Here is a 23,690-nt window from a genome sequence, read left to right as displayed (position 1 = left end):
CGTGTATACTACCCAGAAACTCATTCCACGGATAATAAATCCACATCACGCGAGATCCCTCCGAACAGGCGAGGACCAGGGAGGAGGTGAAAGATACCAACCTGAGAATTGTGCCTATTGATCTTCTTCTGGAAGCCTTTGACGACGCTTGATGTTATAGAAGTCTTCTAACTGTTTTGAGAAAAAAGCTGCTAAAGCTACCGCGAATGTAAGTGCACTGGCTGTACCGAGAGCTGGAATAAGCGGTGTTGCAATAGAAGTACCAGCAGTCATAGCAATACCTAAACGGATTCCTTTCTTTTCTTCCTCAGACATACTATTCGCAAGACGGCCATTATCAAACGCAGCTGCAGTCACTACTCTAACAGCCAGCGATTTTGTCCTATGTATATCGTCTCGAAACGGACCATATGGATCAATAGTACCTTCGAAAATGAAAGCCGAAGGGTCTACATGATTATAGATTGGTTCACTCTCGTTCGAATCTGTGTCTTTGAGGATTTCTGCGGAGAAGTTCTTCGCTGTTTCAAAGACAATCTGTTCTCTATTATCTATCTCATGTTGATCTACAGAAACATCCTCAAATACTTCGGACGCAATAACAAGGTCTTCGAACCTATTCGTCGCTGCTACCAGATCTGCGATTCCGTGGATTGGAGTAGTCAGATCTTCGAATCCGTTTGTCGCCGCCGCCAGTTCTGCGATTCCATTAGTTTGGGCTGCTAAATCTTCGAACCCATTCGTCGCTGCCACTAGATCAGCGATTCCGTGGGTTTGAGTAGCCAGATTTTCGAACCCATTCGTTGCCGCCGCCAGTTCTGCGATTCCATTAGTTTGGACAGCTAGATCTTCGAATCCATTCGTCGCTGCTACCAGATCCGCTATTCCGCGGGTTTCAGTAGTTAAGTCTTCGAATCCGTTCGTTGCCGCCGCCAGCTCTGCGATTCCATTAGTTTGGATTGCCAAATCTTGGAACCCATTCGTTGCAGTGACCAGATCAGCGATTCCGTGGGTTTGAGTAGTCAGATCTTCGAATCCGTTCGTTGCCGTCGCCAGTTCTGCGATTCCATTAGTTTGGGCAGCTAGATCTTCGAATCCGTTCGTTGCCGTCGCCAGTTCTGCGATTCCATTAGTTTGGGCAGCTAGATCTTCGAATCCATTCGTCGCTGCCACGAGCTCTGAGAGTCCGTTCATCTCGGCAAATGGAGATAGTGCATCAAACTTCTCATCAGAGGTCATTCATTGCTTGACTAAGCAATGAGTGATAATAAGCGGCAGGGAAGGGGAGTGAAAGTAATTGGAGGCTTCAGCATCCTGCTTTCTATTTGGAGAATAGCAATCTTACCAGTATTATTGATTGAATATTAACCCCTGTTTCATGTGCTCCAACTGGAGATCCGCGTGTGGAGGCGGGGGCGGAGCGCTGTAATTTTTTGGCTCAGCCCCCTTGGGGACACAAATTATTCGAGTTGGCGAATTGCATCGCTTACTTTGAGTCCATGTTGATCAGCGATCTCGGCTGTGAGCTGGATAATCAAACCTAGCAAGTAGAACAGTTATCTCTCAGCTTTCGAGCCCGACGAACCGCCACGTATTCGAGTGTAGCCCCTGCGACTCGAGGTCGAACAGATCGGTCGCGGTGAGCGTTTTGATCCGGTCCTTCAACGTCTCCGGGTCCCGAACGTCAGTGTGGCCGCGGTACAGCTCGCGTAGGTCGTCGAGACTCACCAAATTCACGCCGTCGGCGACGATCGCCTTGACGACCTTCTCGTCTCGGTGGTCTGTAGCCGAAACATCGCCGAGATCGATCTCGCCACCGGAGAGGCCGTTGACCGCTTCGACCTTCTTGAGCCGCGTGGTCAACTGCCGGTTGCGGGCCTCGAGTCGCTTCAACTCAGTATCCATCTGCCGGAGCAAGCCCACAAGCTGTTCGACCTGTTCGTTTACCGCGTCGTTCTCGAGGTCGGTAATCCCGTCGGATATATCACGCTGGCGACGTTCAATACGCTCCCGTCGCGATAATCGCTCGGTATCACCGCCGGAATCGCTGTTTGTCGCGGACTCTGACTGCGCACTCATTATGATAGGTCCTACAACAGACACCACTATAAACGTGTCCCCACCAGAGTGAAAGTAAACTCAAATCGTCTGCCAGAGGAACGCTCCGCTCCGTTTCGTCTTTTTCAATTTGCCCGCGTCGGCGAGGTCGTTCAGATTCCGACGGGCGGTGTTCCGGTGACACTCGAGTTCGTTCGCGACCTCGCCGGTCGTCGTCGGCTCGAGGCGTCGAACAGCGTCGAGATAGCGATTCGAGGAATGCTTTGATTCGTATTGGCCGTTGTCCTCGTTGCGTCGGCGATCGGGAGACACAAGGCTGGATACGGTGGGTGGGTATATAAAAAGTGGTGCAACTGACCTATGGCCTGTGGTCAGATGCACCATGGACAAAACCTAAGTACTACCAGTCCTATGTACTATTCAGCACGAACCACTCACGGAAATTGACAGTCTCGCAGAAACGCCATGTTTGGGCATGGCGCGGGTGGTCCGTGTTCCACTGGGAAGTGAATAACGAACCATGAGCAGATTACAGCCAGACCGACTTAAATCTAGTCGGACTGAATCGCAGTCGGAGAACAGTACACAGACCACCCGTCAGCCACTCGTCATCGGAACGCCGGACGGAATCAACGTCGATCTCGAGGCGACCGCGGGCTACGACCGAAACTACGACCAGCTTATAGAGGAGGCCGCCCGCCAATGAACGGTCGTCACGCCGGAACCTCTGACCGGCCGACCTACCCCGAGGTCAAAGCCGAGTTCGGCGAAGATCCTGCCAGATATCTCGCAGTCGACCAGAACGACCCACACGACGACCACCCGCTCGCGCTGGCTCACGCACGCATCAAAGATCTCGACGACCTCGCGCACATCAAAGCGTGGCAGCGAATCGAAGCCGAGAACTGGGGTCGCCGCGAGGTAATGGCACATCTCGATAAACGCGAGCGCGAGCTGGCCGGAACCGAACCGATTCCCGAACCCGAGACCACGCCGGCCACCGCAACGGACGGCGGCACCGTCACCGAATCGAACCAGTCAGAACCCGCACCCGAACCGAAGGGGTCCGACGAACCCGACGACGTCCACCCGGACGTGCGCGGACTCGAGGCCGGACAGGTACTCGAACTCGAGCGCGCCGACGGAACGGAGTTCATCTTCCCGTCCCAACCAGCGGCCGACGAGCCGTTCCTCTGCCGATCCTTCGACGACGAGGACGACGAGCGCACGGCAGAGCCGATCCCGCTGACACTCGGCGAGGTCGCGTCGCGTCCGATCAACGACACCGATCCGGTGGCGGTCGAATCGATCGACAAGCGAGCGCCGACGCTGGCCGCGAGTAACGGGGCCGATTCGTAATGCCCGAGCGACAAGTCACGAACGAGGAACTCATCGCCCGCGTCGCTGAGTGCCAGGAAAACGGCAACACGCTCGGCGGCGGCGCGGTCGCCCCCGAAGCGGTGGCCGCGGGCCTCCCGATCTCCGCGTCGACGGCGGCCGAATACCTCCGCCGACTCGCCAAACGCGACAAAATCGAACCGACGTGGGGATTCGACGACGGGAAACAGCGCCGGGGCTACCGACCTCTCGAAACCGAGGAGGAACCGAAGCGGGTGATGGCCGACGGCGGTCAGTCGATGAGCGACACCGACAGCGCACCGATCGTCTACCTGCCCGATGGAACGCCCGTCCGGGTCCGACTCATCGGAGCGACGTGCGAGGGCGACGTTTCCGGAGAGGGTCACTACGGCTACTACCCGCAAGATCTGGATGGGGAAGACCCAACGGTCTACTTCGAAGCCGTCCCGTCAGTCGAGTGCGTCCACTGCGACGACGAGATCGCACAGGCGCACATCGAAGAGCACCACGTCACCGAGCACCCGATGGAACGGTGGAATCCGGCGTACTATCCGGAGGTGTTCGAAGACGACGAGCTTCGAGCCGACGGCGGTGTCACCGTCTTCGAGGACGGCACGGCCACGACCTGCCCGGACTGCGAGGGCGATCTCCAGTACCAGAACCGCGAGGCGATCGTCTGTCTCGGCTGCGGGACGAACTACGTCCATTGGAAGACGACGACCGAACACCAACTCCGCGAGGTCGAAGTGGAAACGGGCGAGAGCGAGACCGTCACGACCGCGCCTGTCGAAGACCACGAACTCGTGACCGACGGCGGGGTGTCGATGGGTGGCACTGATCAACCAAACCGACGAAAATCGGTACAGCCACAAGGGCATTCCTTCCCAGTTCCGATTGGGAGAAATACTCCATCTGGTAGTTCCCGCGAAGCTATTGGATCCCCACAATCTTCACAAATAGCGACAGTTGTCGGACGGTCTTGCAATGCAGTCATCGGTACAGGTGACAGATGGACCAATTCTGGCTTAAATCGAACTAGGAGACACCATGTTGTCTCCATTCATCTATTGACCGCTATATTCCAGCGTCTGCATCGGACACTCCAGCCGGCTACTTCTCGAGGGGTCCGAACGAATGATCTCGATAACTCGAGCGATGGCACTGTGCAGACAAGCAGGCAGTTTGATGTCAGAAAAGACGGTTTGAAACCGTCTCACAGATACGCCAGGGGAAGAGTACCTGTTTCCCTGGGTCTTGTCAGAGACGTCCTTGGATGTCGCACGCAGTGGACTGCCAGGGCATCCCATTACTCTATCACTCACGGTTATAAACCGCCGATAATGGGGCATGTGTTACCGTATCATTATATCCCTTTATATTTATATTTCTTACAAGTAACGGAAACTGACCACTCGGAGGGCTCGATCCAATGATCCGAACCAGAACGGTCACCCTCGAGATCCCGGTCCCACAATTAACCCGCGAACACGGCCTCTGGGCACTCGTCGCGGTGGCGACCGCCGCCGACGCGCTCACCACGCAGGTCGGCCTCGAAGCGGGCCTCGTCGAATCGAATCCACTCGCACGCGGGGCGCTCGCACACGGACTCAGCGGATTCCTGGCGATGAAAGCCGGCGCGGTGGGCGTCGGGCTCGCCGTGCGACCGCTCCTCGAGCGCGACCACCGATCGATCATCCCGGTGTGTCTGGCCGTCCCGTGGTTCGGCGCGGCGGCGATCAATATGTACGCACTCGCCCAAATCGGGGTGCTCGCGTAATGTCGACCGAGTGCGCCGAATCCGGCTGTCCGAATCAGACCGATTCGGGGATCTGCCAGCAGTGTGCGGCCGAACAGAAATACGGGACCACGTCGCGGGCCTACGACGCCGACGGCTCGCGTGTGGAACTCCGAGACGGCGAGACGCGGGACGACTCCGGGCACTCCAGCGCGGTGAATGAGACGCTCGCGAACGCCGACGCCGCGGACCTCGAGACGGCGGGGATCGATCCCGACGACGTGGCGTTCCCAACACTCGAGACGGACGATCAGCCCGTCGACCACGCCGGAACGCCCGTCCCGCCAGAGTACGACGGCGTCGACCTCAAGAACGAGGGCTGCCCGGTCTGTGGCGGATCGACGTTCCGCGAAGAACGCGCCGGCTACTACGACTGCGACGACTGTCTGAACGTGTGGGCCGGCGACCCGGAAAACGCGAGTATCGCCTGCTACGTCGGCGAACCGGACGAGGACGAGCGGGAAGTCGCGACCGATGGGGGCGAAGACGAACCGGAGTGGCAAGCCACGACTGGCCTTTCGTTCGATGAACCCGAACCCACCCACGAATCAATCGCCCGCGACCTCATGGACTACCTCCGCGAGAATCCCGGCGTCTGTGCAGAGGGCAACGTACACGGCTGGCGCTGGGTCCGTTACACCGACGGCGAGTGGCGAGCGGCCGACTACGGCGGCGAGCATCGGCTCTCGCGGTACGTCGGCGGCACGACTCTCGAGCCCAATGCGGTCGAACAGTGGCTCGCCGGAAAGCCGGTGACGCTACTCCCGGTCAGCGAGGCCTACCAGTGGGGACCGAGCGACACGACGGTTTGGCAGGACGCGGCCGAACAGGACGTGTTCACCGACGCCGACCGGTGTTTCTACTGTGGACAGAGCGACCGATCGGTCACCCTCGAGCGCTACGAGACGACCGACGAAGGCGAGTGTCTGTTCTGTGCGGACTGTCACGAACAGTGGGGCCGCGCGGACGAGATCGTGGGGCGTGCGGTTCGCGCCGACGGCGGTCAGTCCCCGAACGGCACCGAACGGCCTGGACACTCGCACGGGAATCTTATGGGGAAGTGCTCCGAGTGCGGAGCAATCATCAGGTGCGATAGATGCACTGGCTGCCCGGATTGTAGGGCCGATAGAGACAGCACGGACTCGACCACGGAGGCCCACCAATGATCCGCCTGACCCGACTCCCCACCTGCTCACACCAAGCCGCCCGCCGACTCGGGCTTGCGGTCATCGCGACGGTCTACGGGGGCGATCTGCGATGAGCACCGATCCGGCACAGTGGACGCCGACCACGACCACGGATTCATCGGCCCCGCGGTGTCAAAACTGCGGGAATCAGGTTTCGAGACGGTTTGCGCGCATATCCGGTGATAATCGGGACGTGGTCCATGCCTGTCCCGGCTGCGCGACGAACCGCGAACTACACCGCGAGGCGAGTAACGCCGATTCGGGAGGTGCGCCGGACCGATGAACGACCGATTCGTCGCCGTCGACCTGTTCGCAGGCGCTGGCGGCCTCTCGACGGGACTCGTCAAGGCGATCATCGACACGCAGTCGGATACGATCGCTCGCGAGACCGGCCTCGAGCACGGCCAGATCACGCCAAGAAACGAGCGCGTTCACTGGTGGCTCGCCGAGAACGTCGAACTCCACGCGGTCAATCACTGGGAACCGGCGATCGCCACCCACGAGCAGAACCACCCGTGGGCCGAACACTACCACGCGAAAATCGAAGAACTCCACCCGCCGGACGTCGTCTCACCGGGCGACGTTGATCTCCTGGTGGGCGGCCCCAGTTGCACCCATCACTCGCGAGCACGCGGCGGCAAGCCGGTCAAAGAGCAAAAACGCGCGAGCGGCTGGCACGTGCTCCACTGGATCGAACACCTCCAGCCCGACCACATCCTCCTCGAGAACGTCCCCGAGTTCCGCAAGTGGGGGCCGATCGTCGACGGCAAATCAACGCTCGACGGCTCGATCTTCCAGCGCTGGGTTGGGATGCTCGAGGCGCTTGGCTACTCGGTGCTGTACGACGACGCAGACGAGGACTACGGCGCGGTCCTGAACGCGGCGGACTACGGCGAGGCACAGTCCCGAAAGCGCCTGTTCATCGCGGGTTCGAAGGACCACCGCCCGACCGCGCCCGATCCGACGCACGTCGACGACGACCCGGAGAAAGCCGACCGCCGAACCGCGGCGGATATCATCGACTGGTCGGACCTCGGTGATTCACTCTGGACACGCGACCTCGAGAACCCGCGCGTGCAGCCGCTCTCGGAGAACACGATGGAACGAATCGCCGAAGGACTTCGCCGGCACTGCGCGGACCACCTCGAGCCGCTGGCCGACGCGCTCGCCGAAATCGGCAAAGACGAACTCCGCGAGCTTCGGGAGACCATCGTTCCGGCCGAACACGCGGCGCTGGTCGCCGACGCCGTCGACCAACCGTTCCTCGTCCGTGTTCCGGGCGGACGGCGCTCACGACGCCCGAGACGTTCTGCCTTCGCCAACAGTCCGGCGGCGTTCCGGCGGCCACTGACACGCCACTCCCGACCGTCGCGACGAAAGGGGCGATCTCCATGGCGACCGCGGAAGCGACGCCACTCATCAAACCGCGTAACGGCTCGCGTGGGGACCTGCATTCGAACGCGCTGTACGAACCCGACTCGCGCCCGCTGCATACGGTGACGGCGAGCAACCACGACGGCCACCTCGTCACGCCGACGCTGATTCACTACTCACATGGCGGGGCGCTGCGCGACCCGACGAGCGATGTGCTGCCGACGATCGCGACCGAGAAAGGCGGCGCGTTCGCGATTTCGAACCCGATCGTGGAACCGTTCCTCGTCGAGTACTACGGGAAGGCGACGCCGAACGATATCGACGACCCACTCCCGACGGTCCCGACGAAAGACCGATTCGCACTCTGTGTGCCCGAGGTGTTCCCCTACGGGCTCGACGTGCGCTACCGGATGCTCGAGCCGGACGAACTCAAGCAAGCACAGGGCTTCCCGGCCGACTACGAGCTGGCCGGCGACACGAAAACAGACGTCACCGAACAGATCGGGAACGCGGTGCCGGTGACCCTCGCCCGCGCGCTGTGTCGGCACCTACTGGTCGACGAGACGCCGAGCCTGTCGACTTTCGGCGGCGGTGTCTCGGCCGATCCCGATGCGGAGGTCCCGGCGTACTCGGAGGTGATCGAGAGCGATGACTGACCACACGACCCTCGTGTGCGAACACCACCGCTCCGCTGACTGTCTCCGATTCCAGGGCGGCGAGATCGACATCCGAGACGGCGAGCCCGTCCACGCGGAGTTGCACTACTACTGCGAGCACTACCCGCGACTCGAGGGCATCTACCGACTCGCCGAGGACGTGGAAACGGTCCACGGCGCACTCGTGCGCGTCGAATCTCGTGGGACGCCGCTGGACGAACAGCGCCCGGTCTCTGGAGGTGACGGGCAGTGACGGACGCGTTCAAGTGCGACGGCTGTGGCGAGTTCTGCCTCTCGGAGTACAAGTTCGTTGAGATGGCGGTGGACACCGAGAACGTCCGTCTCTACGACTTCATACTCGACGACATTCCGACCGACGCCTACGGGATGCTCACGGGCGAGGCAGGCGACTTCTGCGATGAGTGTGGCCTCGAAGCGCTCGAGGAACTGGTCGAACTGTTCGGAGGGCCGGACCAATGAGCCACCAACAGAGCCCGATCCTCACGCGCGAACGCGACCGGAAGTACAACGCCGTGTTCCGGGCGATCGCCCGTTCCGACGAGCCCCCGACGCGCCAGGAACTCACGGACGAGACGAACCTCTCGGACTCACAGATCGCTCGCGTGCTCCGAGCGCTCGACGACCACGGCCGCGTTCGACAGGTCACAGACGACGCGGACGGCCGAATCGTCCGCTACGAAATCTCGCCAGGTATCGACAAATGAGCATTCAGAACCACTCGAAAGAGCCGCAAATGGCAACCACAACCCGACCGACGACCGAGACGCAACCGACACTCCCGACAAACACCTTCCAGTGGCCCGCGTTCGACCGCGAGCACGACCCCGAGTACCTCACGACGAACGACCCTGCCGAGACCGAGACACGAACGCTCGCGGACTTCGGGGGAAGCGTTCCCGAGGAACCCGACCGACCGGAGATCCCGATCGACTCGCGGGAGACGACGGAACAGACGAGCGTGTTCCGCTACCCGGCGAAGTGGTGGCGCGACGCCGACCGACTCGCACACTTGTTCGACGAGCGGGACCTGTCGATCGGCGAGATATCGGATTTACTCGGCGACGACGTGGGATACGAGGTAACCAGAACGAATCTGAACGAACTCGGCGTTCGGGACCCAACCGACGGCAAATCGGGTATGGCGGCGTTTCTCTCGGAGGCGTCGCCCGGCGACGTGGGCGACCCGCTGCCGGATGCGTTCAACGAGGGCGAGAAAGCGTGAGTTCGAAAACGCGCCACAAGGACGAGAAACCGTGTATCGTCTGTGGTGAACCAATTTCGGCGAGCAAGCAGGCCAAACACCTCCGACTCGACTGTGAGGGCGAGCAATGACGCGACTAATCCCCGACTCGGAACAGGCGACCGACGGCGACGTTCGCGACGCGATTCCACAGCTCGAAGACAGCGAGAATCCAGACCGATGAGCTACGCACACACCTACGAATTTGCAGAGAATCAGGCATGGGACTTTGAAGCAACCGTTAGCGCACCGCCGTTCGCGGACGTTGTGACCGCGGTGGAACCGATCTCCGACGACGCCGTTCTCGAGATCGGCCCCGACGGGGTTCGGTCTGCGACCTTTGATCCGGCGAAGGTCGTCGCGGTCGAAGCCAACCGAGAGTGCGTCCAAGAGACCGACGGCGAACTGTCGGTCGGACTCCCGTTGCACAAACTCGAGGGGAACTGGCCGGGCTACTACCCCGGCGGGAATCCGACGTACACGCTGTCGGTCCACCACTCCGCGAGTTCCGAAGACGGCCCGGCGGCGAAACTCAGCCACACGACGGAAGGCCAACAGAAAATGGACGCTTTCGCGCCGCGGGACCGTGACACGCTCGAGGAGTGGCCTGACCGCGAGTTCGACTACGATACGCAGGTTCCGGCCCCGAAGATCCGCGGTGCGCTGTTCGGTATGGCCAGCGCTGCCGACTCGCTCGTCCGATTGACGCCGGGCGCTGAAACAATCCTACTCGAAGCCGACGACGAGAACGGCGAGTGGGAATACGAGTGGAAAATCACGGTCCCCGACGTGGGACTCGGCGATCCGCAGGTCTACAGCGCCGACTACCTCCGAGATATCGCGAGCGGGATGTGGCCGACCGGCGAGTACACCGTTCGGTTCGGCCCGGAACAGCCGCTTGAACTCGAGCGTGATGGACTGCGCTACATTCAGGCTCCGAGGTTGATGGACTGATGAACGAATCCGAATCCACGACCGACGACCGACAGGACCTCGAGTACGCACAGAACCGCGTCGCGGAGGTGAACGAAAGTGCGGCGAAAGCCGTCTCACGACTCGCGGGCATCGAATCGAACGCGGCCCCTAACGGGTCGCTCCGATTCGCCCACTCGGAACTGTGCACGACACTCATGGAGACGACGCGGGCAATCTCCCGCGTTGAACGGGCGATCGCCACCCGTCGCGACGGCCACGGGCGGGCGATGCCCCGCGAGATAACCAGCGAGCACGCCGACCGATTCGACGAGTTGTACGACGGTCCGGTGTACTATCTGGCGCTGCAACTGCTCGAGAAGAACCGCCGGGAGTTCCTCCAGCGTAAACCGGACACCTACGGCGCGGAACAGGTCGAATGCCACGGACTGACCGAGAACCAACGCAAGTGGCTGACTGAACTGTCCGACGCGTGGGACGCCTACGACGGTGGTGAGAGCGAATGACTTCGATCAACTGGCCCCCACAGTTCCCCCGAACCGATCCACAGGACCGAACCCCAAACAACCGCTTCGAGGCCACCCTCCGCGAGTCGATCGACGACCTCGCCGATGAACTCGAGCGCGTCGGGGCCGACGACTGGCGACTCGAGACGGCTGCCGAGCACCAGAAACGAAACGAGAACTATCCCTACGCGAACGCGAACCCGGACGATCCGAGCGCGGTCGTGCGCTGGACGATGGACGGCGACCAGTACGCCGCTGCGTGTGACGCCTACACGCGCCTACGGGACAATATCCGGTCGCTATACCTCTACGTCCAAGAGAAACGGAAGATGGAATCTAGACCGGTCACCACGGGCGAAAGCGAGTTCGCGAACGCGAAGTTACCGCCCGCCGACGACGAGATCGCCGTCGAAGCCGAGCCACCGGCCCACGTCGTACTCGGCGTCGATCCGAACGCGGGACCGGAGGAAATCACGCAGACGTTCCGGCGACAGGCGCTCGTCGCCCATCCCGATAACGGCGGGAGCGAAGCGGAGTTCCTCCGATTGAAGCGAGCGAAAGAGACGCTGCTCGAGCAGGTGACGGCATGAGCGAATCGGAATCTGAATCCGACCCGTTCGACTACGTCTCGCCGTCGGACCTCGAGAGTCCGCACGCAAACCAGCGCCGGGACGCCATTTCACGCGTCCAAATTGAGAATGACGACTGGCCGGACGAACTGGCAATCTTCGATGCGAGTGGCGAACTGGCAGAGCAAGCGTGGATCTCGGCGAGTGGCGAGTCGTTCGTGGCGCTGGCCGACTGGCGATAACGGCGGTTCTTTCTCTCCGATGGCTATGTTAAAATCCTATTCTTCATATGTGTTTTTGTGCGAAACGCATACTCGCTATATGTGCGAACGGAACGATGCTTCTCAGACGAAACTAAAGGTAATAAAAAGACAGTTTATACGCAACTGATAGTATTAACAACCGTTAGATCCATTCCAGGATATCCACGGCTTTTCATCTAATCGGTCGTACACAATCGTCACGATAAGACACTTTTCCGTGGAATCAATCTCGGTAGTTCGCAAGGGAACGTCATCGACAAATCCATGGACAGCGATTATTTCATTGAGATCGGAGATATCTACCACGGACTTATTATCTTCATTTGCATCTGCCCTCAACGATACCCAGTCCTCAAGTCCTTGTTTCGTCTCAGTAGCGAAGTGAAAAATGTTGGCCTCTGACGTATTATTGTAAACCACGAAATATAGCGTACGAGGATCAGAGAGGACGTTGGAAAGACGACTACAGCCGGAAAGTAGTGCAATCGTCGCACCGGTTCCAAGCAAAAACCTGCGACGACTTGAAGTCACCACCTAGGTATTATTTTACTGTTATATATTATTTCTGGATGGAAAATCCTATTCGATCAGTATATGACCTGTACTTACCCCAGAGGGTGACCACCCCATCATGTTCTAAGGGTTTCAACAGAGCCTCTCTGACACCCCTTTCACCCGTATAGGTAGGCAAGCAACCAGATCGCCACGGCCTCCGCAGCAAGGAGCAACAGCAGTCCGGGGTAGTGGTAGAGGTCTTCGAGGTAGTAGTACGAACGGATCACCATGTGTGCCCACCCGATAAACGAGAGAAAGAAAAACGCCGCCAGCGTCAGTTGAACGATTGTAACAGCGTCGTCTTTCAGTGTTCGTATCGCTTGTACCGTGGACATAAGTACCACTCGGACGCCAGTACCTTAGCCGTTATCGCGCCCGTTTTCGGGGGATAGTTTCGCACCGACTCGCTGATTCGCCTCGAGCAAAGCCTGGAGTTTCTCGATCTCCGCTGTGGTGAGCGTTTCATCGGCCATACAGTCCGTTCGGTGGACAAACCGATAGTCTCTCGCCCGGTTATCGCCTACGGAGAATTCATGTTCTTCTGAGGGCACACTCAATATACTATTTCTACAGAATGGAAAAGACGCCTGTCGGGGGAACGTTTATAGTTGATAGTCAGGTAGTTTGAAATATAGTACAAGCTGACACGACGCCACAACAGACGGTGCGAGAGATGACCGAATTTCGGTGGAATGCACTCTACGTGATCGCCGCCGCTGAACCAGTCAAGGGAACGAAAATCCGCGAAGAACTCGAGGACTACTACGGCACCGAGGTCAATCACGGGCGGCTGTATCCAAATCTCGACACGTTGGTCGACATGGGACTCGTCACGAAACGCGAACGCGACAAGCGGACCAACGAGTACCGCGTGACCGACCGCGCCGAGTCGGCAATGGCGCACCAACAACAATGGGAACGCGAGCGGTTCGACGGGGTGAGCGCGTAATGTCCGACTCCGACGACCCTGAATGGTTGCCAGACGAGTACGACCGCGACGCCGATCTCGCCGACCGACTCCCGATCATGGCGGAGATCGACGGCGGAATCGAAGTGTGGGGCGGCGACGAACGCGGACACTCGGAAATCCTCGGCGAACCCCACCGCGTCGAAGAAAACGGCCGTGGAACGCTCATACTGTACGCGGGCGGGAGGGAGTTCAACTGGAGCTACGAGGTGTACGTCCCGGCTGGCGACGCCGAGCCGCGTGTCGAGTCGGTCGACCCCGACCAAGACGTAGAGGACTACCAGCGGACGAAAGACACGATTCTCAGGGACGCCGACGTGCGGATCTACGGTATCGATCACGACCGGCTCGAGGACGTGGAGGTGCCAGCGTAATGCCGACCGAAACCATGGCCCCCGACGACGAAAAGACCGCTCCAGACATCGACTACACCGGGGTCGAGAACGTCAAAGACCTACTCACGTTCGACCAGCGAAAAGCGGTCACAGAAAAAGCGTCGCAGCTATCCGCGGGTGATTCGGTTCGGATCAACGACCGCGTTCGACCACTCACAGTCGTTCCCAAGGAGGATACTACCCTCCTTGAAATGGCCTATGAGGATACGATCTTCCTGAAAGGGAACGGCACTGAATACCGGATCAAAATCGGCCACCACTCTGTGCCGGAACTGGACCGCGGCCAATTCACGCAGTCAGAGTATGTCGGATTCCTCACCGTGCTGGACGACGCGGAGGCTGATTCGTAATGTCCGAATCGGAAACTATCGAAGGCGACACGCTCGGACACGCGCTCGCGAACCTCTTTGCGGTGGTCGACGGCGACGCCGAACCCGGAACAGAGGAATACGACCGTGCGATGGAACCCGGACTCACGGACGCCCAACGCGAGATCGCCGCCAAGTACGCGGGAGAGGACCGGTTCGAAGTCGATGAGAGCACGGTCCCGAATCTCGGACAGAAACTCGCCGCGGGCAAGAAGCTCCCGTGGACGTTCACGATCGACGGCGTCCGGTTCGTCAAGAAGACGAGCATGGGGTCGGGCTCGAGCGTCGCCGATAGCGAGTGGTGGTGGACCGACGGCGGCTACCGGTTCACGTTCTACAAACACCGCGACCAAACAGACGAGGTGTCGATCCGTGAGGCGTGAACTGTCCGAATCCATCGACTGCGTGCTCTGCGACGAGACGAGTGCCACGCCCGAAAAACACCACGAACACATGGAGGAAATCCACCTATGAGCACCACCAAACCCCTCTCGCGCGGACTCGAGATGTACCAGTACCGACTCGAGGCGGTCGCCGACACGGACCGACTTACACGCGCGGTCGGCACGCTCGGACAGTTCGTCAACGCCTACGAACTCCACTTCGAAGCCGACGCGATCGAGGCGGAAATCGTGGACGCGGCGAACGTCCTCGCGGGTGGCGTGTCCATCCCGGTCGAATACGAAACCGACCACGAGGCGGTCACGATCGCCGTCGAGCACGACGACTTCGACCGCGGTATCATCGGTATCGACAATCCCAAGACACAGAAACTCACGCTTCGGGACGGAGAGGACGAGTTCCTTGTCACGGCGGGATCGGGCGGCAACCACGTCCCGCTCGCGGACCCACACTCTCTCCGAGAGATGGGCGAGCCGGACGAGTTCGAGTACCCGACGACGGTCACAGCCCCGGCCAGCCGGTTCAAGGCCGCGGTCGGCGGCGTGGCCGGTCCCTCGAGCCAGCCCGTCCGACTGTCGACGACCGACGACTGGGTGGACGTGGCGACGCGAGTAGACGGCGACTGGTACACGTTCGATCTCGACGGCACCGCGACCGTCGACGGCCCGGACGCGGCCGCCTGCTACTCGTGTGACTATCTGACCGATATCGCAGCGGGGCTCTCGCCACGCGCAGAGGTCACGCTCCGGTTCGGGGACAACTACCCGCTGCGAGTCGAGACCGAACACATGTGGTTCACACTCGCACCGAATCTTGAGGAGGCCGATTCGTAATGTCGACCGACGACACCGAACTCGAGCCCGGCACGTTCTTCAAAACGTCTACCGGCGAGTTCCGGGCGGTCGACGACCCGGCACTTGGGACCGTCGTCACGGAGATCGGCGACCGAGAGATCGGCACCGACGAGCTGCCCGATATCGGTGACGACTGTCCGCGCCCCGACTGCGAGGGCCACGTCGAATCAGTAAACGATCGGCGTTCGTGTAGCGAGGGCTGTCTTGAGTGGTTCCGAACGACGCCAGCCGACGGCGACCCGTGCGACAAGTACGGCGACCGGTGTGACGGCACGCTCCGAACGACCGACGAGACCGAATGGGAATGCGATACCTGTTCCCGTCGTGGCGGATCGGCCCGCGTGACGTGGCGCGAAGCGTGGCTTCCGGGTGCCGACCGCGGCGAGCAGGAGGCCGATTCGTAATGGTGGGCATGGATCGCTCGCCGGCCCGCGAGTTCGGCCACGCGAGCACCGGCTACGCTGTCGAGTTCAACTTCGCCGGGTTCGCCTGTCGGTCGTTGACTGTCGAGACGCAAGACAAGGCCGAAATGATCGAACAGTCGATCAAGTCGAAAGACGGCACGAGCGATATTCGGGTGGTCGCCGATGAGTAAATCCGACCACGCCAACGGCGTCGATCCCGCACACGAGGAACGTGCTCGAGGCTACTCGATGCTCGAGAACGGCGCAACGATGGGAACGGTGTGTGAGTATCTGGTCGACGACTGGTCGTGGGTCGTCATCACTGACCTTCCCGACAAGACGTGGGGCGACGTCTTCGACGAAAACGACGACCGATCCGACGAGAAGGTGGTCCGATTCCTCAATCTCGAGAAGGTTTCCGACGCTGTGATCGGCCGCTTCGAGGACGCCGTGGGCTGCTACGAGCACGTCGTTATCGCTCGCGAGTACCGAGACGCGGAAGGCGCTGGCAACTACATGCGACGCTCGGATTTCCTCGAGAAGTTCGATGCCATGGGACCGATTCACCCCGACGCAAGGGGTGAACAATGACCGACGCTGGCGATACGCTCACGTCGATCGCCGCCGACGTGAACGTGCTCGGATTCAATCCCCACGCCGACGCGCTGGTACTTCGACCGAGTGGCACCACGTTCATCTACTACACGCGGAACGACGAGATTCGGTGTGTCTACCACACGGCCCACGGCCCGGATACCTGGACTGGAGGGAACGCGAAAGACGCCGATCGAGTGCGCGAGCACGTCCAGACGGTCGGTATCGAACACGTCGATACGACCGACCAGCGGCCGTTCAACCAACTCGTCAGTGGGCCGTTCCGTGACACCTCGCAGTTCTCGGACGCCCGGTTGTGGGCGCTCGCCTACACCTTCGGCGACTTCGAGCGGATCGCAACCGCGCGCTCGGATATGCTCGAGACTGCGCCCGGAATCGGTGAGACGCTGGCCCGGAAGGCCGCGCGTGAACTGGCACAGTACCCGCTCGAGAGGGCTGAGTCATGACCTCGCGTAGCGACCGATCGGTCCACCAAACCGACCCGGACACGAAACTGTTCTTTTGGAAGCCCGCACCGTCGACCCTCGAGCAAGCACTGGAAGCCGCGAACGACGACCCGACGCGCCAGGAACTCGTGAATATGCTGTGTTCGCTCGGCGGACTCCATGTGCATGTCGACGGCACCGACGAGGACTGGCGACCGACGACAATCGATATCGGGTGTGTCGACCCGACGTGGCAGTGCGACACCGCGACGAACGACCTCCTCACACTCATGCGACGAGCTGGCTGGCGACTCGAGAGCGTGTCGTTCGGGGCGCGAAAGCGACTGACGTTTCGGGAGGTGAGCGACAGTGGGGAGTAACGAAACGACCGGGTACGACCCGATCGGAGTTCTGTGCCTCGCAGCGGGGCTGACGTTAGTCGTCTTGTCGACACTCTCGCACCGACTGGCTTACGGGGGCGGTCTCGAGGGAACGCCGGTCGGAAACATCCTGACCTACATGGGGCCGCTCCTCGAGCCGATGTTCCTGGTTGCGTTCCTGTTGGGCGCGGTAACGGCGCTCATGGGCCTTGCGGTACTCCTCAGACAAGGCGTATCGATAGTGGTGGGCGTCTAATGGTCAATCCTGAAACCATCCCCGACGGCCAGTACACGAATCTCTACTGCCCGGAGTGTCAAGCCCACCCGGACGATATCGAGATCGTATTCGACCGCGAGGGCTGGTCGGTACTCCGGCATCCCTACTGTCTGGTCTCGCTCAACGCGGCGATCGACGCCGACCAGCCGGTTACGGCGAGCCACCCACCGGATGGGGAGTTCGACGACCGGCTGTTCGAAACGGAGGACGCATGAGTAACACCGGCACCTACCGCCGCTGGCACGCCGGGCAGGGCTCGCGGCCATGCGTCGGCTGTGGCGCGTACTTCGCGCCGGGCCATGCCGTTGAGTCGACTCGAGAGGGAACGGCCCACGTCGACTGTGACGACCACTGGATGGGCTACTTCGACGACTAACTGATTTTCACTCGAAACGCGGTGTCTCCACTAGAACACGAATAGCCCCCAGCCCGGCGAGAGCGTCTGGCAACGACTACCGCCGGACGGGATGATGATCGAACCGTCGCGTGGGTCACGCGACATGTTTGCGTATCACGACCCCGTATAAGTACTTCGTGGCCCGGATACTCCGCGGTTGAAAACCACTCGCCGGTGGATGACTGGGGGATTCGGCGAGCGGGTCGCGTGGTTGGGAACGCGACACGTGGAGAGACGCCCGCTGGCCTGTTGAGTCCAACGCCTACAGAAATTGGGCCGTGATGGTTGCCCGCCAATATGACGTCCTCTCGTTAGAATTATTGATTCGACCCGAGGTGCTGTGATATGGAATCGAACGAGGACACACCTTCGACCTACCCGAATCCTGACCACCCAGACGAGTACGAAGCGACGATCGGCACATGCGAGGTCTGCGAAGAACGGGATGGGGACACCAAAGCCGGCCTTGGACCCGATGAGCTTGTGGATATCTGCTATCAGTGCCTTGACGAAGACGACCGGTTTGGGACAGTGGGCCCGAATTAGTCACCACAACGGCTATCAGTCGCTAGTCGAAAGCCAACGCTGGCCGTCGCGTCTGCCGGTCGCGAAAGGTCTGACAACGTTGATCGGTCGGCGTTCTGCCTGCCTTCTCGTGACCGTCACGGTGGCGGCCGCTTTCATGCGAACATTGCCTGATTACTCGAGGATAGACTATCTTACTCGTGAGTAATACGGTCTTATCTACCCGATTGACGCAACGCCTTTCCTTGCCGCTCCCGTAGCCACGATCGCCGGCCCAACCGGCTGCTAAATACCAGGCTCACCTGGGGCGGCTCTGCCGCCTGTGATTCCTACACTCCCTCGAGTAGCGACGCTGCCTGCCGTAGCGAACTCAATTAAGTCGCCTACACCGGCTAACTCAGGTGACTTAGCCACCTTAGGCAACTCAACTGAGCCACCTAAGGCAACTGAGGCAACCACGTTAGCTGCCTCCGGTGGACATAAGTAGGTTTGAACGAATGTCTCGGGTGCCCGTCGAAACAGCCGATCGGTTCCGAAACCGGCGCTGCGACGGGCGGAATCACACAATGGCAGCGAAACCCACACCACGAGCCGTCTGTTTCCCCATGCTGAAAGGGGGATTCGGAAAGAGCACGTTTGCAAGCACCCTTGGCGGGATTCTCGGCGATTTCCGAGACCACAACGTACTCGTCGTTGACTTAGATCCGGCGGGACACCTCTCGACCGGCCTCGGCTACTACACGCGAGAGAACGACAGCGCGACCGATTTGGCCGACGTGTTACTCGAGGGAGAACCGCTCGAGTCGATCGTCAAGAACCCCGGCCACGGCTTCGATTTCATTCCGGCGCTGAATCTCGATACGGTCTCAGACGAACTCTCGAAAGACTCGGTGCTCGCGTCGGACCTCAAGATGAAACAGGAACTCGTCGACACACACCTCGGCGAGACATACGACTACATGCTGTTCGACGTACCGGGGACTCGGAAGAAACTCACGAACAACGCGGTTATCGCAGCGCCGAATGCGATACTCCCGCTCATGCCGAAACCAGAGGCGATGAACGGACTCCGAGAGACTGCGATTCGACTTGTCGAACCGATCCGACGGCAGCTCGGCGAGTTCGAAATACTGGCAACGGTTCCGAACGATCTCTCCGCTCGGATCGACCACCAAACCACGGATCGAAAGCTACTGGAGTCGATGAACACCCAAGAGAGCTTCGCGAGTTTCCTGCTGGCCGGCAACGACGGTGTAGACCCACAACAGGGAACCCTCTCGAATGGACACGACCTCGAGACCGTGCTCGACAACCATATCCCACCGTTCGCGCGGATCCGTGCCGACGAGTGGGCGGCGATCGACGCCGGCGACGTCTCCCCGCCGAAGCCACCGATCCGACACACCGCGGCGATCGGCGACGCATACGAGGAACGGAAACCACTCACGGCTCACGACCCGGAGAACCCACAACTCGAGCACTTCGGCGTGGTTGCGGACATCATCGAAACCGGAGGGGTCAACCAATGACGGACTTCGACCTTGGCGACCCGGCCCCGGACGCCGACGAGGAATCGGATTCGGATGAGGAAACCGCTGTGCCTGATCGAACGCCCGAACCCGAACCGGAGCCCGAGCCGGAACCTGAGCCGGCGACGGATCCAGGCGACGACGAGACCAAGGACGAACCGCGGGATCCTACCGAGACGGGTCCGGCTTTCCCATACAGCGAGGTCAAACAGAGTCCGCTGTACGCTCGGGAGGAGACGTGGAAACAGTTCGACCTTGAGGTGGACACGACTGTCGTCCCCGAACTACGGAAAATGGACATTTTCGACGACGAACTCCGAGAGATTCACGACGTAGCTCTCGAGATCGTGCTCGACAACCTCGACGAGATACCCGAACGTCTCGCGGAGAAACGCCGAGAGTCGCACTAACTCTCAAACCCCAACCCTAGGTTTAAATAATTTTACGTGAATGTTCTGGTATGGGGAATGTAGCAGTAGAGGGGCTTGGAGTCCTATTAGCACTGTTTGTGGCAGCGGCGACACTAATCACGTTCGCAGGAGGAAATGCGACGGCTATTGCAGGGCCATTCGTAGCACTGTTCACGATCGGGGTATTCGCCGCCCTGTTTATCGGTGCCTTCAGCGCAGCGAGCTGAACCCGAAAAGACGTTACTCGCATCCGTACTCGCCGGCCAGATTCCGCTGGCCGCCCTCGCGCTGTGCCCGATCGTCTCGAGCGGCGTCGACGTTCGCCTCGGTGTAGGTCTTGCAGTGGTCGGAACCAGCGTTCAGATCGGCACACCGGTCACACACGCGCCGCGTCACGTCCCGGCGCTCAAGGTCGACGTGCAAGAACGTCTCGTCGGGAGCGACCGCACCACACTCTCGACAGTAGGTCCACCCGTCGCGCCCGACGACGCCGAGGCCACACACGTCCCACGGCTCGAGGTCGTGCTCGTGGAACTCGAGCACACGGGAGCGCGCGTACCAGAAGCTCCAGTACTCGAAGCCGGCGACGGGCTCGAAGTCCTGTAGGTGTGCGTCTTTCCGCATCCCGGCCATGTCGTACAGGTGCTCACGCGTCTTCCCGTCGTTGTGGTCGGTTTCCGGGTCCCACTCCGGGGGCACGTCGGTCAGTATCCCCTCGCGTGGGTGTAACTGATTCGCCAGCACGCGCTCGCGTTCGATCCGCTCCTGTATCTCGGTGAGTACGTCGTGGCGGCGGTCGGCGTCTTCGATCACCGCGCCGAGACAGTGCACGCGCTTGAGGTCCTGATCGGCGATCGCCGCCCGAATCTCTTCCGGGTGGGGCATCGAAAACTCGACGACCGACTCGGTGTCCTGATACAGCGGGTGTTCCTCGCAGTAGGCACGTTCGGCGTCGGACAGTTCGCGCTCGTCGATCGACACCTCTGCGTAGATGCCGTTCGCGCCGTGAATCTGCCACTCGGACCCGTCGCCGTAGCGTTCGGCGCTGGCGATTCGAACCCGTTCGGGACCGCCTTTCCCCGGGACACACGTCACGAACAGTCCCGGGTACTCGCGCTCGAGGACAGTGGCCGACCGGTAGTCGTATAGGTCGCTCAGATTCCTCGTGACGACGCGGACGCCGCCCGGTACGTCTTCGACGCGACGGATGGGTTTGGGTTCACTGCTCATTCCGAATCACGCCCCGTCTCACTCGCGACGAGCTGCCCAATCGCTTCACGGATCGCCTCGCTTCGATTCGCGTACTCGCCGCGTTCGACCAGGGCATCGACGCGCTCGAGTTGGGACTCGGTCTCGCGGAACGTCACCCGTTCCATCCCCGCGGTCGTCTCGCGGTCGCGGCGGGTTGTGGTTTTGTGTTGGGTGGACATCTTACTCGGCACCTCCGAACGCTGGCGTCAGATCCAACAGCAATCCGATGAACAGCGTTCCGAACCCCATCACGGGAAGCATCGGATACATCGACGCGTACATGTCGTAGTACCTGTGGTCCGCTGGCACCGTTGCCGGCGCGGGTGACGTAAACCAGACGAGGAACGCGGCGACCGATACCAGGACGAACAGCCCGGCCGGCGACGGGCGGTCGGTGTCGATTCCGAAGCGTTTCAGGATGGACATAGCTACGAATCACCCGAATAGTGCCCGTCACTGACTGCATCCCACGTGTCGATCAGGCTCTTCATGATTTGGTCGTCGGTCGGCACCGGCAGTTCGTCGTTGGTACACTCGTCGCGAACCCGCTCGAAGCGTTCGCGCTGTCGGTCGGAGATCTCGAGGTGGCCGTCCTCGAGCGGCGTTCGCCCCCACTCCATGTCTCCCGTGCACGTCGCCCGGAAATCCCCGAACGAGTGGTAGATCGACTGGTGGCCGTTGTAGATCGTACTCTCCTCTTCGGGGACGCTTTCGGGAATCCACTCGAGGACGAGAAAGCCCGACGGGAAGCGAAAGCCCCATGCCTCGAAGCCTTCCGGTCCGGTGTAATGGAACGGGCCGGCCGGTGGGTCACTCATGCTGTCACCTCGTGCCGGGCACGAACATGCTCCGGTAGCTCTGGGTGCCGAGTCATATGCCAGCGCGGGAAGTACCGCCACTTCCGGTAGGTGCCAGTGTCCCGAAAGCGACCGTCGCCCTCGAGCGCGCAGTGGCGACAGGTGTGGAACAGCCAGAACTCATACGGTAGGTCGTCGACGGATTTCCCACAGCGGGTACAACGACGATCGTCGCTCATACCGACTCACCGGGGAGCACCGGATTCTCGCGTTCGGCGGCGTTCGGTTCGACCGCCCGCCACACGGTCTCGTGACTCTCGTCTTCGAAGGTCTCGAGTCTCGTTTCGTGGCTGTTCTTTTCCTGTTGGACGCGCTGTTTCACCGAGTAGCGATTCGACGAGCGGCCGGACTTGCGGTATGACCACTCGCAGTCGAGACACTCTCCGACAAATACGACGGGCTCGCCGGTACAGTCGATACAGAGGAATCGCCCGCCGGAGACGCCCGCCGTCTCGCCGTCGGCCGCGTGATACTCGCCACACTCGGCACAGTGCGCGCGGCGTTCGTTACTCATCGGCCGGCACCTCGGTCTCGAGCAGTCCGAAGTTCGTCTCGTCGAGACAATCGCCATGCACGCGAATCTCGAGGTCCTCGCGAATCACGTTCGCCAGCTCGTAATCCGCGCCGTCGTCGCCGACGGCCTCGAGTGCGTCCGCGACCGCGTCGGCCGCGTCCTGGTCGGCAAAGTCGTGGTCGTCGGGAAGGCAACTCTCGTCTTGGATCCCGAACTCTTGCATGACGAGTCGGTCGCCCGACGACATGTCGATCGGCGACCCACAGAGATCGCAGCGCCCGGCGTTCTGTTCGATAGCGTGCTCGCTACTCATACACGCTCACCCGCGTAGACCTCGAGATACACGGCCGATACGGAGTGCGTCGTCACATCGGCCAGCGCGACCGTCGCGGCGACGACGCGTTCGGCAGTCGCTTCGGGTTCGTACCCGTCCCGCTCGTGGAATTTCAGTACTGTGCCCCCGTCGCGCGTGTAAAACCACTGCCAGCCTGTCTCGGAATCCTCGCATTTGAGGACTTGCTGGCCGTCGCGAACGTCGGCGAACGGATCGGTCCCGAGTGCCGGCTGCGTGGTCGTCGGCTGTTGCGTTTGGCTCATGTCTCAA

42 protein-coding genes and 1 pseudogene are annotated in these 23,690 nt (G+C 60.8%); 31 read left to right on the top strand and 12 right to left on the bottom strand.

Going from position 1 to position 23,690, the window contains the following annotated elements; genetic code table 11:
* Positions 1 to 114: 114 nt before the first annotated feature.
* From CP556_RS25030 to CP556_RS25020, 3 genes are all read right to left on the bottom strand, one after another.
* The gene (locus tag CP556_RS25030; protein WP_141551771.1) at positions 115 to 1,239 is read right to left on the bottom strand and encodes a histidine kinase; all 1,125 of its coding nucleotides are present in this window, start codon (positions 1,237 to 1,239) and stop codon (positions 115 to 117) included.
* A 324-nt stretch (positions 1,240 to 1,563) separates the two neighbouring features.
* Positions 1,564 to 2,079 carry a hypothetical protein gene (locus CP556_RS25025; protein WP_098728243.1) on the bottom strand — a complete coding sequence of 172 codons (516 nt, stop codon included), beginning with the start codon at positions 2,077 to 2,079 and terminating at the stop codon, positions 1,564 to 1,566.
* A 60-nt stretch (positions 2,080 to 2,139) separates the two neighbouring features.
* Entirely contained in the window at positions 2,140 to 2,370 is a 231-nt protein-coding gene (locus CP556_RS25020; RefSeq protein ID WP_098728242.1) for a helix-turn-helix domain-containing protein, read from the bottom strand.
* Between the two features lie 208 nt (positions 2,371 to 2,578).
* Here CP556_RS25020 and CP556_RS25015 point away from each other — a divergent pair, with 208 nt between their 5' ends.
* The 15 genes and pseudogenes from CP556_RS25015 (at position 2,579) to CP556_RS24945 (ending at position 11,940) form a co-directional block, all read left to right on the top strand.
* Positions 2,579 to 2,764: a hypothetical protein gene (locus CP556_RS25015; RefSeq protein WP_098728241.1), complete on the top strand. Its 186-nt coding sequence runs from the start codon at positions 2,579 to 2,581 to the stop codon at positions 2,762 to 2,764.
* Positions 2,761 to 3,417, top strand: coding sequence for a DUF8129 domain-containing protein (locus CP556_RS25010; RefSeq protein ID WP_098728240.1), 657 nt, complete (start codon positions 2,761 to 2,763; stop codon positions 3,415 to 3,417). The genes CP556_RS25015 and CP556_RS25010 overlap by 4 nt, the downstream gene beginning before the upstream one ends.
* Positions 3,417 to 4,850: a hypothetical protein gene (locus CP556_RS26355; protein WP_176548354.1), complete on the top strand. Its 1,434-nt coding sequence runs from the start codon at positions 3,417 to 3,419 to the stop codon at positions 4,848 to 4,850. The genes CP556_RS25010 and CP556_RS26355 overlap by 1 nt, the downstream gene beginning before the upstream one ends.
* On the top strand, positions 4,847 to 5,194 hold the full coding sequence (locus tag CP556_RS25000) for a DUF5658 family protein (protein WP_255291608.1): 348 nt from the start codon (positions 4,847 to 4,849) through the stop codon (positions 5,192 to 5,194). The genes CP556_RS26355 and CP556_RS25000 overlap by 4 nt, the downstream gene beginning before the upstream one ends.
* Positions 5,194 to 6,378, top strand: coding sequence for a hypothetical protein (locus CP556_RS26350; RefSeq protein ID WP_176548353.1), 1,185 nt, complete (start codon positions 5,194 to 5,196; stop codon positions 6,376 to 6,378). The genes CP556_RS25000 and CP556_RS26350 overlap by 1 nt, the downstream gene beginning before the upstream one ends.
* A 91-nt stretch (positions 6,379 to 6,469) precedes the next feature.
* Positions 6,470 to 6,682: a DUF7563 family protein gene (locus CP556_RS27120; RefSeq protein WP_098728238.1), complete on the top strand. Its 213-nt coding sequence runs from the start codon at positions 6,470 to 6,472 to the stop codon at positions 6,680 to 6,682.
* Positions 6,679 to 8,429 (top strand): annotated as a pseudogene (locus CP556_RS24985) (DNA cytosine methyltransferase). Before CP556_RS27120 ends, CP556_RS24985 begins: the two are co-directional and overlap by 4 nt.
* Positions 8,422 to 8,682: a hypothetical protein gene (locus CP556_RS24980; RefSeq protein ID WP_098728237.1), complete on the top strand. Its 261-nt coding sequence runs from the start codon at positions 8,422 to 8,424 to the stop codon at positions 8,680 to 8,682. The pseudogene CP556_RS24985 and the gene CP556_RS24980 overlap by 8 nt, the downstream one beginning before the upstream one ends.
* Complete coding sequence (locus tag CP556_RS24975; RefSeq protein WP_098728236.1) at positions 8,679 to 8,909, top strand: hypothetical protein; 231 nt, start codon at positions 8,679 to 8,681, stop codon at positions 8,907 to 8,909. The genes CP556_RS24980 and CP556_RS24975 overlap by 4 nt, the downstream gene beginning before the upstream one ends.
* The gene (locus CP556_RS24970) at positions 8,906 to 9,154 is read left to right on the top strand and encodes a helix-turn-helix domain-containing protein (RefSeq protein WP_098728235.1); all 249 of its coding nucleotides are present in this window, start codon (positions 8,906 to 8,908) and stop codon (positions 9,152 to 9,154) included. Before CP556_RS24975 ends, CP556_RS24970 begins: the two co-directional genes overlap by 4 nt.
* Positions 9,155 to 9,183: 29 nt before the next feature.
* Positions 9,184 to 9,672 (top strand): hypothetical protein, encoded by a 489-nt coding sequence (locus CP556_RS24965; RefSeq protein ID WP_098728288.1) that lies wholly within the window; start codon positions 9,184 to 9,186, stop codon positions 9,670 to 9,672.
* A 198-nt stretch (positions 9,673 to 9,870) separates the two neighbouring features.
* Positions 9,871 to 10,644, top strand: a complete 774-nt coding sequence (locus CP556_RS24960) for a beta clamp domain-containing protein (protein WP_098728234.1) — start codon at positions 9,871 to 9,873, stop codon at positions 10,642 to 10,644.
* Positions 10,644 to 11,129, top strand: a complete 486-nt coding sequence (locus tag CP556_RS24955; protein WP_255291605.1) for a hypothetical protein — start codon at positions 10,644 to 10,646, stop codon at positions 11,127 to 11,129. Before CP556_RS24960 ends, CP556_RS24955 begins: the two co-directional genes overlap by 1 nt.
* Entirely contained in the window at positions 11,126 to 11,719 is a 594-nt protein-coding gene (locus CP556_RS24950; protein WP_098728233.1) for a DnaJ domain-containing protein, read from the top strand. Before CP556_RS24955 ends, CP556_RS24950 begins: the two co-directional genes overlap by 4 nt.
* Positions 11,716 to 11,940: a DUF7511 domain-containing protein gene (locus CP556_RS24945; protein ID WP_098728232.1), complete on the top strand. Its 225-nt coding sequence runs from the start codon at positions 11,716 to 11,718 to the stop codon at positions 11,938 to 11,940. Before CP556_RS24950 ends, CP556_RS24945 begins: the two co-directional genes overlap by 4 nt.
* Positions 11,941 to 12,632: 692 nt before the next feature.
* On the opposite strand, the gene CP556_RS24940 is transcribed toward CP556_RS24945, so the two are convergent.
* Positions 12,633 to 12,851, bottom strand: coding sequence for a hypothetical protein (locus CP556_RS24940; RefSeq protein WP_098728231.1), 219 nt, complete (start codon positions 12,849 to 12,851; stop codon positions 12,633 to 12,635).
* A 338-nt stretch (positions 12,852 to 13,189) separates the two neighbouring features.
* Here CP556_RS24940 and CP556_RS24935 point away from each other — a divergent pair, with 338 nt between their 5' ends.
* The 16 genes from CP556_RS24935 to CP556_RS24865 all read left to right on the top strand — a co-directional run bounded on the left by CP556_RS24935 (position 13,190) and on the right by CP556_RS24865 (position 20,464).
* On the top strand, positions 13,190 to 13,465 hold the full coding sequence (locus CP556_RS24935) for a helix-turn-helix transcriptional regulator (RefSeq protein ID WP_098728230.1): 276 nt from the start codon (positions 13,190 to 13,192) through the stop codon (positions 13,463 to 13,465).
* Positions 13,465 to 13,857 carry a hypothetical protein gene (locus CP556_RS24930; RefSeq protein WP_098728229.1) on the top strand — a complete coding sequence of 131 codons (393 nt, stop codon included), beginning with the start codon at positions 13,465 to 13,467 and terminating at the stop codon, positions 13,855 to 13,857. The genes CP556_RS24935 and CP556_RS24930 overlap by 1 nt, the downstream gene beginning before the upstream one ends.
* 14 nt (positions 13,858 to 13,871) lie before the next feature.
* A complete protein-coding gene (locus CP556_RS24925) occupies positions 13,872 to 14,228 on the top strand; it encodes a hypothetical protein (protein ID WP_141551769.1) in 357 nt (118 codons plus the stop codon).
* On the top strand, positions 14,228 to 14,629 hold the full coding sequence (locus CP556_RS24920; protein ID WP_098728227.1) for a hypothetical protein: 402 nt from the start codon (positions 14,228 to 14,230) through the stop codon (positions 14,627 to 14,629). Before CP556_RS24925 ends, CP556_RS24920 begins: the two co-directional genes overlap by 1 nt.
* 87 nt (positions 14,630 to 14,716) lie before the next feature.
* Positions 14,717 to 15,481, top strand: coding sequence for a beta clamp domain-containing protein (locus CP556_RS24915; RefSeq protein ID WP_098728226.1), 765 nt, complete (start codon positions 14,717 to 14,719; stop codon positions 15,479 to 15,481).
* Positions 15,481 to 15,906: a hypothetical protein gene (locus CP556_RS24910; protein ID WP_098728225.1), complete on the top strand. Its 426-nt coding sequence runs from the start codon at positions 15,481 to 15,483 to the stop codon at positions 15,904 to 15,906. The genes CP556_RS24915 and CP556_RS24910 overlap by 1 nt, the downstream gene beginning before the upstream one ends.
* Entirely contained in the window at positions 15,906 to 16,097 is a 192-nt protein-coding gene (locus tag CP556_RS24905; RefSeq protein ID WP_141551768.1) for a hypothetical protein, read from the top strand. The genes CP556_RS24910 and CP556_RS24905 overlap by 1 nt, the downstream gene beginning before the upstream one ends.
* Positions 16,090 to 16,497, top strand: coding sequence for a hypothetical protein (locus CP556_RS24900; protein WP_098728223.1), 408 nt, complete (start codon positions 16,090 to 16,092; stop codon positions 16,495 to 16,497). The genes CP556_RS24905 and CP556_RS24900 overlap by 8 nt, the downstream gene beginning before the upstream one ends.
* Positions 16,494 to 16,967, top strand: coding sequence for a hypothetical protein (locus tag CP556_RS24895; protein WP_098728222.1), 474 nt, complete (start codon positions 16,494 to 16,496; stop codon positions 16,965 to 16,967). The genes CP556_RS24900 and CP556_RS24895 overlap by 4 nt, the downstream gene beginning before the upstream one ends.
* Positions 16,964 to 17,326, top strand: a complete 363-nt coding sequence (locus tag CP556_RS24890; protein WP_098728221.1) for a hypothetical protein — start codon at positions 16,964 to 16,966, stop codon at positions 17,324 to 17,326. Before CP556_RS24895 ends, CP556_RS24890 begins: the two co-directional genes overlap by 4 nt.
* Complete coding sequence (locus CP556_RS24885; protein WP_098728220.1) at positions 17,316 to 17,582, top strand: hypothetical protein; 267 nt, start codon at positions 17,316 to 17,318, stop codon at positions 17,580 to 17,582. The genes CP556_RS24890 and CP556_RS24885 overlap by 11 nt, the downstream gene beginning before the upstream one ends.
* Positions 17,582 to 17,818 carry a hypothetical protein gene (locus CP556_RS24880; RefSeq protein WP_098728219.1) on the top strand — a complete coding sequence of 79 codons (237 nt, stop codon included), beginning with the start codon at positions 17,582 to 17,584 and terminating at the stop codon, positions 17,816 to 17,818. The genes CP556_RS24885 and CP556_RS24880 overlap by 1 nt, the downstream gene beginning before the upstream one ends.
* Positions 17,815 to 17,979 (top strand): hypothetical protein, encoded by a 165-nt coding sequence (locus tag CP556_RS26345; protein ID WP_176548352.1) that lies wholly within the window; start codon positions 17,815 to 17,817, stop codon positions 17,977 to 17,979. The genes CP556_RS24880 and CP556_RS26345 overlap by 4 nt, the downstream gene beginning before the upstream one ends.
* A 366-nt stretch (positions 17,980 to 18,345) precedes the next feature.
* On the top strand, positions 18,346 to 18,546 hold the full coding sequence (locus CP556_RS24875) for a hypothetical protein (protein WP_098728218.1): 201 nt from the start codon (positions 18,346 to 18,348) through the stop codon (positions 18,544 to 18,546).
* 545 nt (positions 18,547 to 19,091) lie between these two features.
* Complete coding sequence (locus CP556_RS24870; protein WP_255291604.1) at positions 19,092 to 20,054, top strand: ParA family protein; 963 nt, start codon at positions 19,092 to 19,094, stop codon at positions 20,052 to 20,054.
* The gene (locus CP556_RS24865; protein WP_098728216.1) at positions 20,051 to 20,464 is read left to right on the top strand and encodes a DUF7970 domain-containing protein; all 414 of its coding nucleotides are present in this window, start codon (positions 20,051 to 20,053) and stop codon (positions 20,462 to 20,464) included. The genes CP556_RS24870 and CP556_RS24865 overlap by 4 nt, the downstream gene beginning before the upstream one ends.
* A 240-nt stretch (positions 20,465 to 20,704) precedes the next feature.
* Here the strand turns inward: CP556_RS24865 and CP556_RS24860 are convergent, their stop codons facing one another.
* The 8 genes from CP556_RS24860 to CP556_RS24825 are packed head-to-tail and all read right to left on the bottom strand — an operon-like array spanning position 20,705 to position 23,683.
* Positions 20,705 to 21,694: a hypothetical protein gene (locus CP556_RS24860; RefSeq protein ID WP_098728215.1), complete on the bottom strand. Its 990-nt coding sequence runs from the start codon at positions 21,692 to 21,694 to the stop codon at positions 20,705 to 20,707.
* On the bottom strand, positions 21,691 to 21,894 hold the full coding sequence (locus tag CP556_RS24855) for a ribbon-helix-helix domain-containing protein (RefSeq protein ID WP_255291603.1): 204 nt from the start codon (positions 21,892 to 21,894) through the stop codon (positions 21,691 to 21,693). Before CP556_RS24855 ends, CP556_RS24860 begins: the two co-directional genes overlap by 4 nt.
* A gap of 1 nt (position 21,895) precedes the next feature.
* Complete coding sequence (locus CP556_RS24850) at positions 21,896 to 22,141, bottom strand: hypothetical protein (RefSeq protein ID WP_098728214.1); 246 nt, start codon at positions 22,139 to 22,141, stop codon at positions 21,896 to 21,898.
* Positions 22,142 to 22,143: 2 nt separating this feature from the next.
* Positions 22,144 to 22,533, bottom strand: a complete 390-nt coding sequence (locus CP556_RS26340) for a hypothetical protein (protein WP_176548351.1) — start codon at positions 22,531 to 22,533, stop codon at positions 22,144 to 22,146.
* Positions 22,530 to 22,751, bottom strand: a complete 222-nt coding sequence (locus CP556_RS24840; protein WP_098728213.1) for a hypothetical protein — start codon at positions 22,749 to 22,751, stop codon at positions 22,530 to 22,532. The genes CP556_RS26340 and CP556_RS24840 overlap by 4 nt, the downstream gene beginning before the upstream one ends.
* Positions 22,748 to 23,086, bottom strand: a complete 339-nt coding sequence (locus CP556_RS24835) for an ADP-ribosylation factor GTPase-activating family protein (RefSeq protein ID WP_098728212.1) — start codon at positions 23,084 to 23,086, stop codon at positions 22,748 to 22,750. Before CP556_RS24835 ends, CP556_RS24840 begins: the two co-directional genes overlap by 4 nt.
* Positions 23,079 to 23,399 carry a hypothetical protein gene (locus CP556_RS24830; RefSeq protein ID WP_098728211.1) on the bottom strand — a complete coding sequence of 107 codons (321 nt, stop codon included), beginning with the start codon at positions 23,397 to 23,399 and terminating at the stop codon, positions 23,079 to 23,081. The genes CP556_RS24835 and CP556_RS24830 overlap by 8 nt, the downstream gene beginning before the upstream one ends.
* On the bottom strand, positions 23,396 to 23,683 hold the full coding sequence (locus CP556_RS24825) for a hypothetical protein (RefSeq protein ID WP_098728210.1): 288 nt from the start codon (positions 23,681 to 23,683) through the stop codon (positions 23,396 to 23,398). Before CP556_RS24825 ends, CP556_RS24830 begins: the two co-directional genes overlap by 4 nt.
* Positions 23,684 to 23,690: the final 7 nt, after the last annotated feature.

This window comes from Natrinema sp. CBA1119 (assembly GCF_002572525.1).
Classification (GTDB): Archaea; Halobacteriota; Halobacteria; order Halobacteriales; family Natrialbaceae; genus Natrinema.
The sequence above is the reverse complement of the archived record's forward strand: the minus strand, read 5'-3'. Positions and strand labels throughout refer to the sequence as shown.

Excerpts from the sequence above, each read along its gene's own strand:
- CP556_RS25030 (WP_141551771.1), bottom strand. The coding sequence starts at position 1,239 with ATGACCTCTGATGAGAAGTTTGATGCACTATCTCCATTTGCCGAGATG.
- CP556_RS25025 (WP_098728243.1), bottom strand. The coding sequence starts at position 2,079 with ATGAGTGCGCAGTCAGAGTCCGCGACAAACAGCGATTCCGGCGGTGAT.
- CP556_RS25015 (WP_098728241.1), top strand. The coding sequence starts at position 2,579 with ATGAGCAGATTACAGCCAGACCGACTTAAATCTAGTCGGACTGAATCG.
- CP556_RS25010 (WP_098728240.1), top strand. The coding sequence starts at position 2,761 with ATGAACGGTCGTCACGCCGGAACCTCTGACCGGCCGACCTACCCCGAG.
- CP556_RS26355 (WP_176548354.1), top strand. The coding sequence starts at position 3,417 with ATGCCCGAGCGACAAGTCACGAACGAGGAACTCATCGCCCGCGTCGCT.
- CP556_RS25000 (WP_255291608.1), top strand. The coding sequence starts at position 4,847 with ATGATCCGAACCAGAACGGTCACCCTCGAGATCCCGGTCCCACAATTA.
- CP556_RS26350 (WP_176548353.1), top strand. The coding sequence starts at position 5,194 with ATGTCGACCGAGTGCGCCGAATCCGGCTGTCCGAATCAGACCGATTCG.
- CP556_RS27120 (WP_098728238.1), top strand. The coding sequence starts at position 6,470 with ATGAGCACCGATCCGGCACAGTGGACGCCGACCACGACCACGGATTCA.
- CP556_RS24980 (WP_098728237.1), top strand. The coding sequence starts at position 8,422 with ATGACTGACCACACGACCCTCGTGTGCGAACACCACCGCTCCGCTGAC.
- CP556_RS24970 (WP_098728235.1), top strand. The coding sequence starts at position 8,906 with ATGAGCCACCAACAGAGCCCGATCCTCACGCGCGAACGCGACCGGAAG.
- CP556_RS24965 (WP_098728288.1), top strand. The coding sequence starts at position 9,184 with ATGGCAACCACAACCCGACCGACGACCGAGACGCAACCGACACTCCCG.
- CP556_RS24960 (WP_098728234.1), top strand. The coding sequence starts at position 9,871 with ATGAGCTACGCACACACCTACGAATTTGCAGAGAATCAGGCATGGGAC.
- CP556_RS24955 (WP_255291605.1), top strand. The coding sequence starts at position 10,644 with ATGAACGAATCCGAATCCACGACCGACGACCGACAGGACCTCGAGTAC.
- CP556_RS24950 (WP_098728233.1), top strand. The coding sequence starts at position 11,126 with ATGACTTCGATCAACTGGCCCCCACAGTTCCCCCGAACCGATCCACAG.
- CP556_RS24945 (WP_098728232.1), top strand. The coding sequence starts at position 11,716 with ATGAGCGAATCGGAATCTGAATCCGACCCGTTCGACTACGTCTCGCCG.
- CP556_RS24940 (WP_098728231.1), bottom strand. The coding sequence starts at position 12,851 with ATGTCCACGGTACAAGCGATACGAACACTGAAAGACGACGCTGTTACA.
- CP556_RS24935 (WP_098728230.1), top strand. The coding sequence starts at position 13,190 with ATGACCGAATTTCGGTGGAATGCACTCTACGTGATCGCCGCCGCTGAA.
- CP556_RS24930 (WP_098728229.1), top strand. The coding sequence starts at position 13,465 with ATGTCCGACTCCGACGACCCTGAATGGTTGCCAGACGAGTACGACCGC.
- CP556_RS24925 (WP_141551769.1), top strand. The coding sequence starts at position 13,872 with ATGGCCCCCGACGACGAAAAGACCGCTCCAGACATCGACTACACCGGG.
- CP556_RS24920 (WP_098728227.1), top strand. The coding sequence starts at position 14,228 with ATGTCCGAATCGGAAACTATCGAAGGCGACACGCTCGGACACGCGCTC.
- CP556_RS24915 (WP_098728226.1), top strand. The coding sequence starts at position 14,717 with ATGAGCACCACCAAACCCCTCTCGCGCGGACTCGAGATGTACCAGTAC.
- CP556_RS24910 (WP_098728225.1), top strand. The coding sequence starts at position 15,481 with ATGTCGACCGACGACACCGAACTCGAGCCCGGCACGTTCTTCAAAACG.
- CP556_RS24905 (WP_141551768.1), top strand. The coding sequence starts at position 15,906 with ATGGTGGGCATGGATCGCTCGCCGGCCCGCGAGTTCGGCCACGCGAGC.
- CP556_RS24900 (WP_098728223.1), top strand. The coding sequence starts at position 16,090 with ATGAGTAAATCCGACCACGCCAACGGCGTCGATCCCGCACACGAGGAA.
- CP556_RS24895 (WP_098728222.1), top strand. The coding sequence starts at position 16,494 with ATGACCGACGCTGGCGATACGCTCACGTCGATCGCCGCCGACGTGAAC.
- CP556_RS24890 (WP_098728221.1), top strand. The coding sequence starts at position 16,964 with ATGACCTCGCGTAGCGACCGATCGGTCCACCAAACCGACCCGGACACG.
- CP556_RS24880 (WP_098728219.1), top strand. The coding sequence starts at position 17,582 with ATGGTCAATCCTGAAACCATCCCCGACGGCCAGTACACGAATCTCTAC.
- CP556_RS26345 (WP_176548352.1), top strand. The coding sequence starts at position 17,815 with ATGAGTAACACCGGCACCTACCGCCGCTGGCACGCCGGGCAGGGCTCG.
- CP556_RS24875 (WP_098728218.1), top strand. The coding sequence starts at position 18,346 with ATGGAATCGAACGAGGACACACCTTCGACCTACCCGAATCCTGACCAC.
- CP556_RS24870 (WP_255291604.1), top strand. The coding sequence starts at position 19,092 with ATGGCAGCGAAACCCACACCACGAGCCGTCTGTTTCCCCATGCTGAAA.
- CP556_RS24865 (WP_098728216.1), top strand. The coding sequence starts at position 20,051 with ATGACGGACTTCGACCTTGGCGACCCGGCCCCGGACGCCGACGAGGAA.
- CP556_RS24860 (WP_098728215.1), bottom strand. The coding sequence starts at position 21,694 with ATGAGCAGTGAACCCAAACCCATCCGTCGCGTCGAAGACGTACCGGGC.
- CP556_RS24855 (WP_255291603.1), bottom strand. The coding sequence starts at position 21,894 with ATGTCCACCCAACACAAAACCACAACCCGCCGCGACCGCGAGACGACC.
- CP556_RS24850 (WP_098728214.1), bottom strand. The coding sequence starts at position 22,141 with ATGTCCATCCTGAAACGCTTCGGAATCGACACCGACCGCCCGTCGCCG.
- CP556_RS26340 (WP_176548351.1), bottom strand. The coding sequence starts at position 22,533 with ATGAGTGACCCACCGGCCGGCCCGTTCCATTACACCGGACCGGAAGGC.
- CP556_RS24840 (WP_098728213.1), bottom strand. The coding sequence starts at position 22,751 with ATGAGCGACGATCGTCGTTGTACCCGCTGTGGGAAATCCGTCGACGAC.
- CP556_RS24835 (WP_098728212.1), bottom strand. The coding sequence starts at position 23,086 with ATGAGTAACGAACGCCGCGCGCACTGTGCCGAGTGTGGCGAGTATCAC.
- CP556_RS24830 (WP_098728211.1), bottom strand. The coding sequence starts at position 23,399 with ATGAGTAGCGAGCACGCTATCGAACAGAACGCCGGGCGCTGCGATCTC.
- CP556_RS24825 (WP_098728210.1), bottom strand. The coding sequence starts at position 23,683 with ATGAGCCAAACGCAACAGCCGACGACCACGCAGCCGGCACTCGGGACC.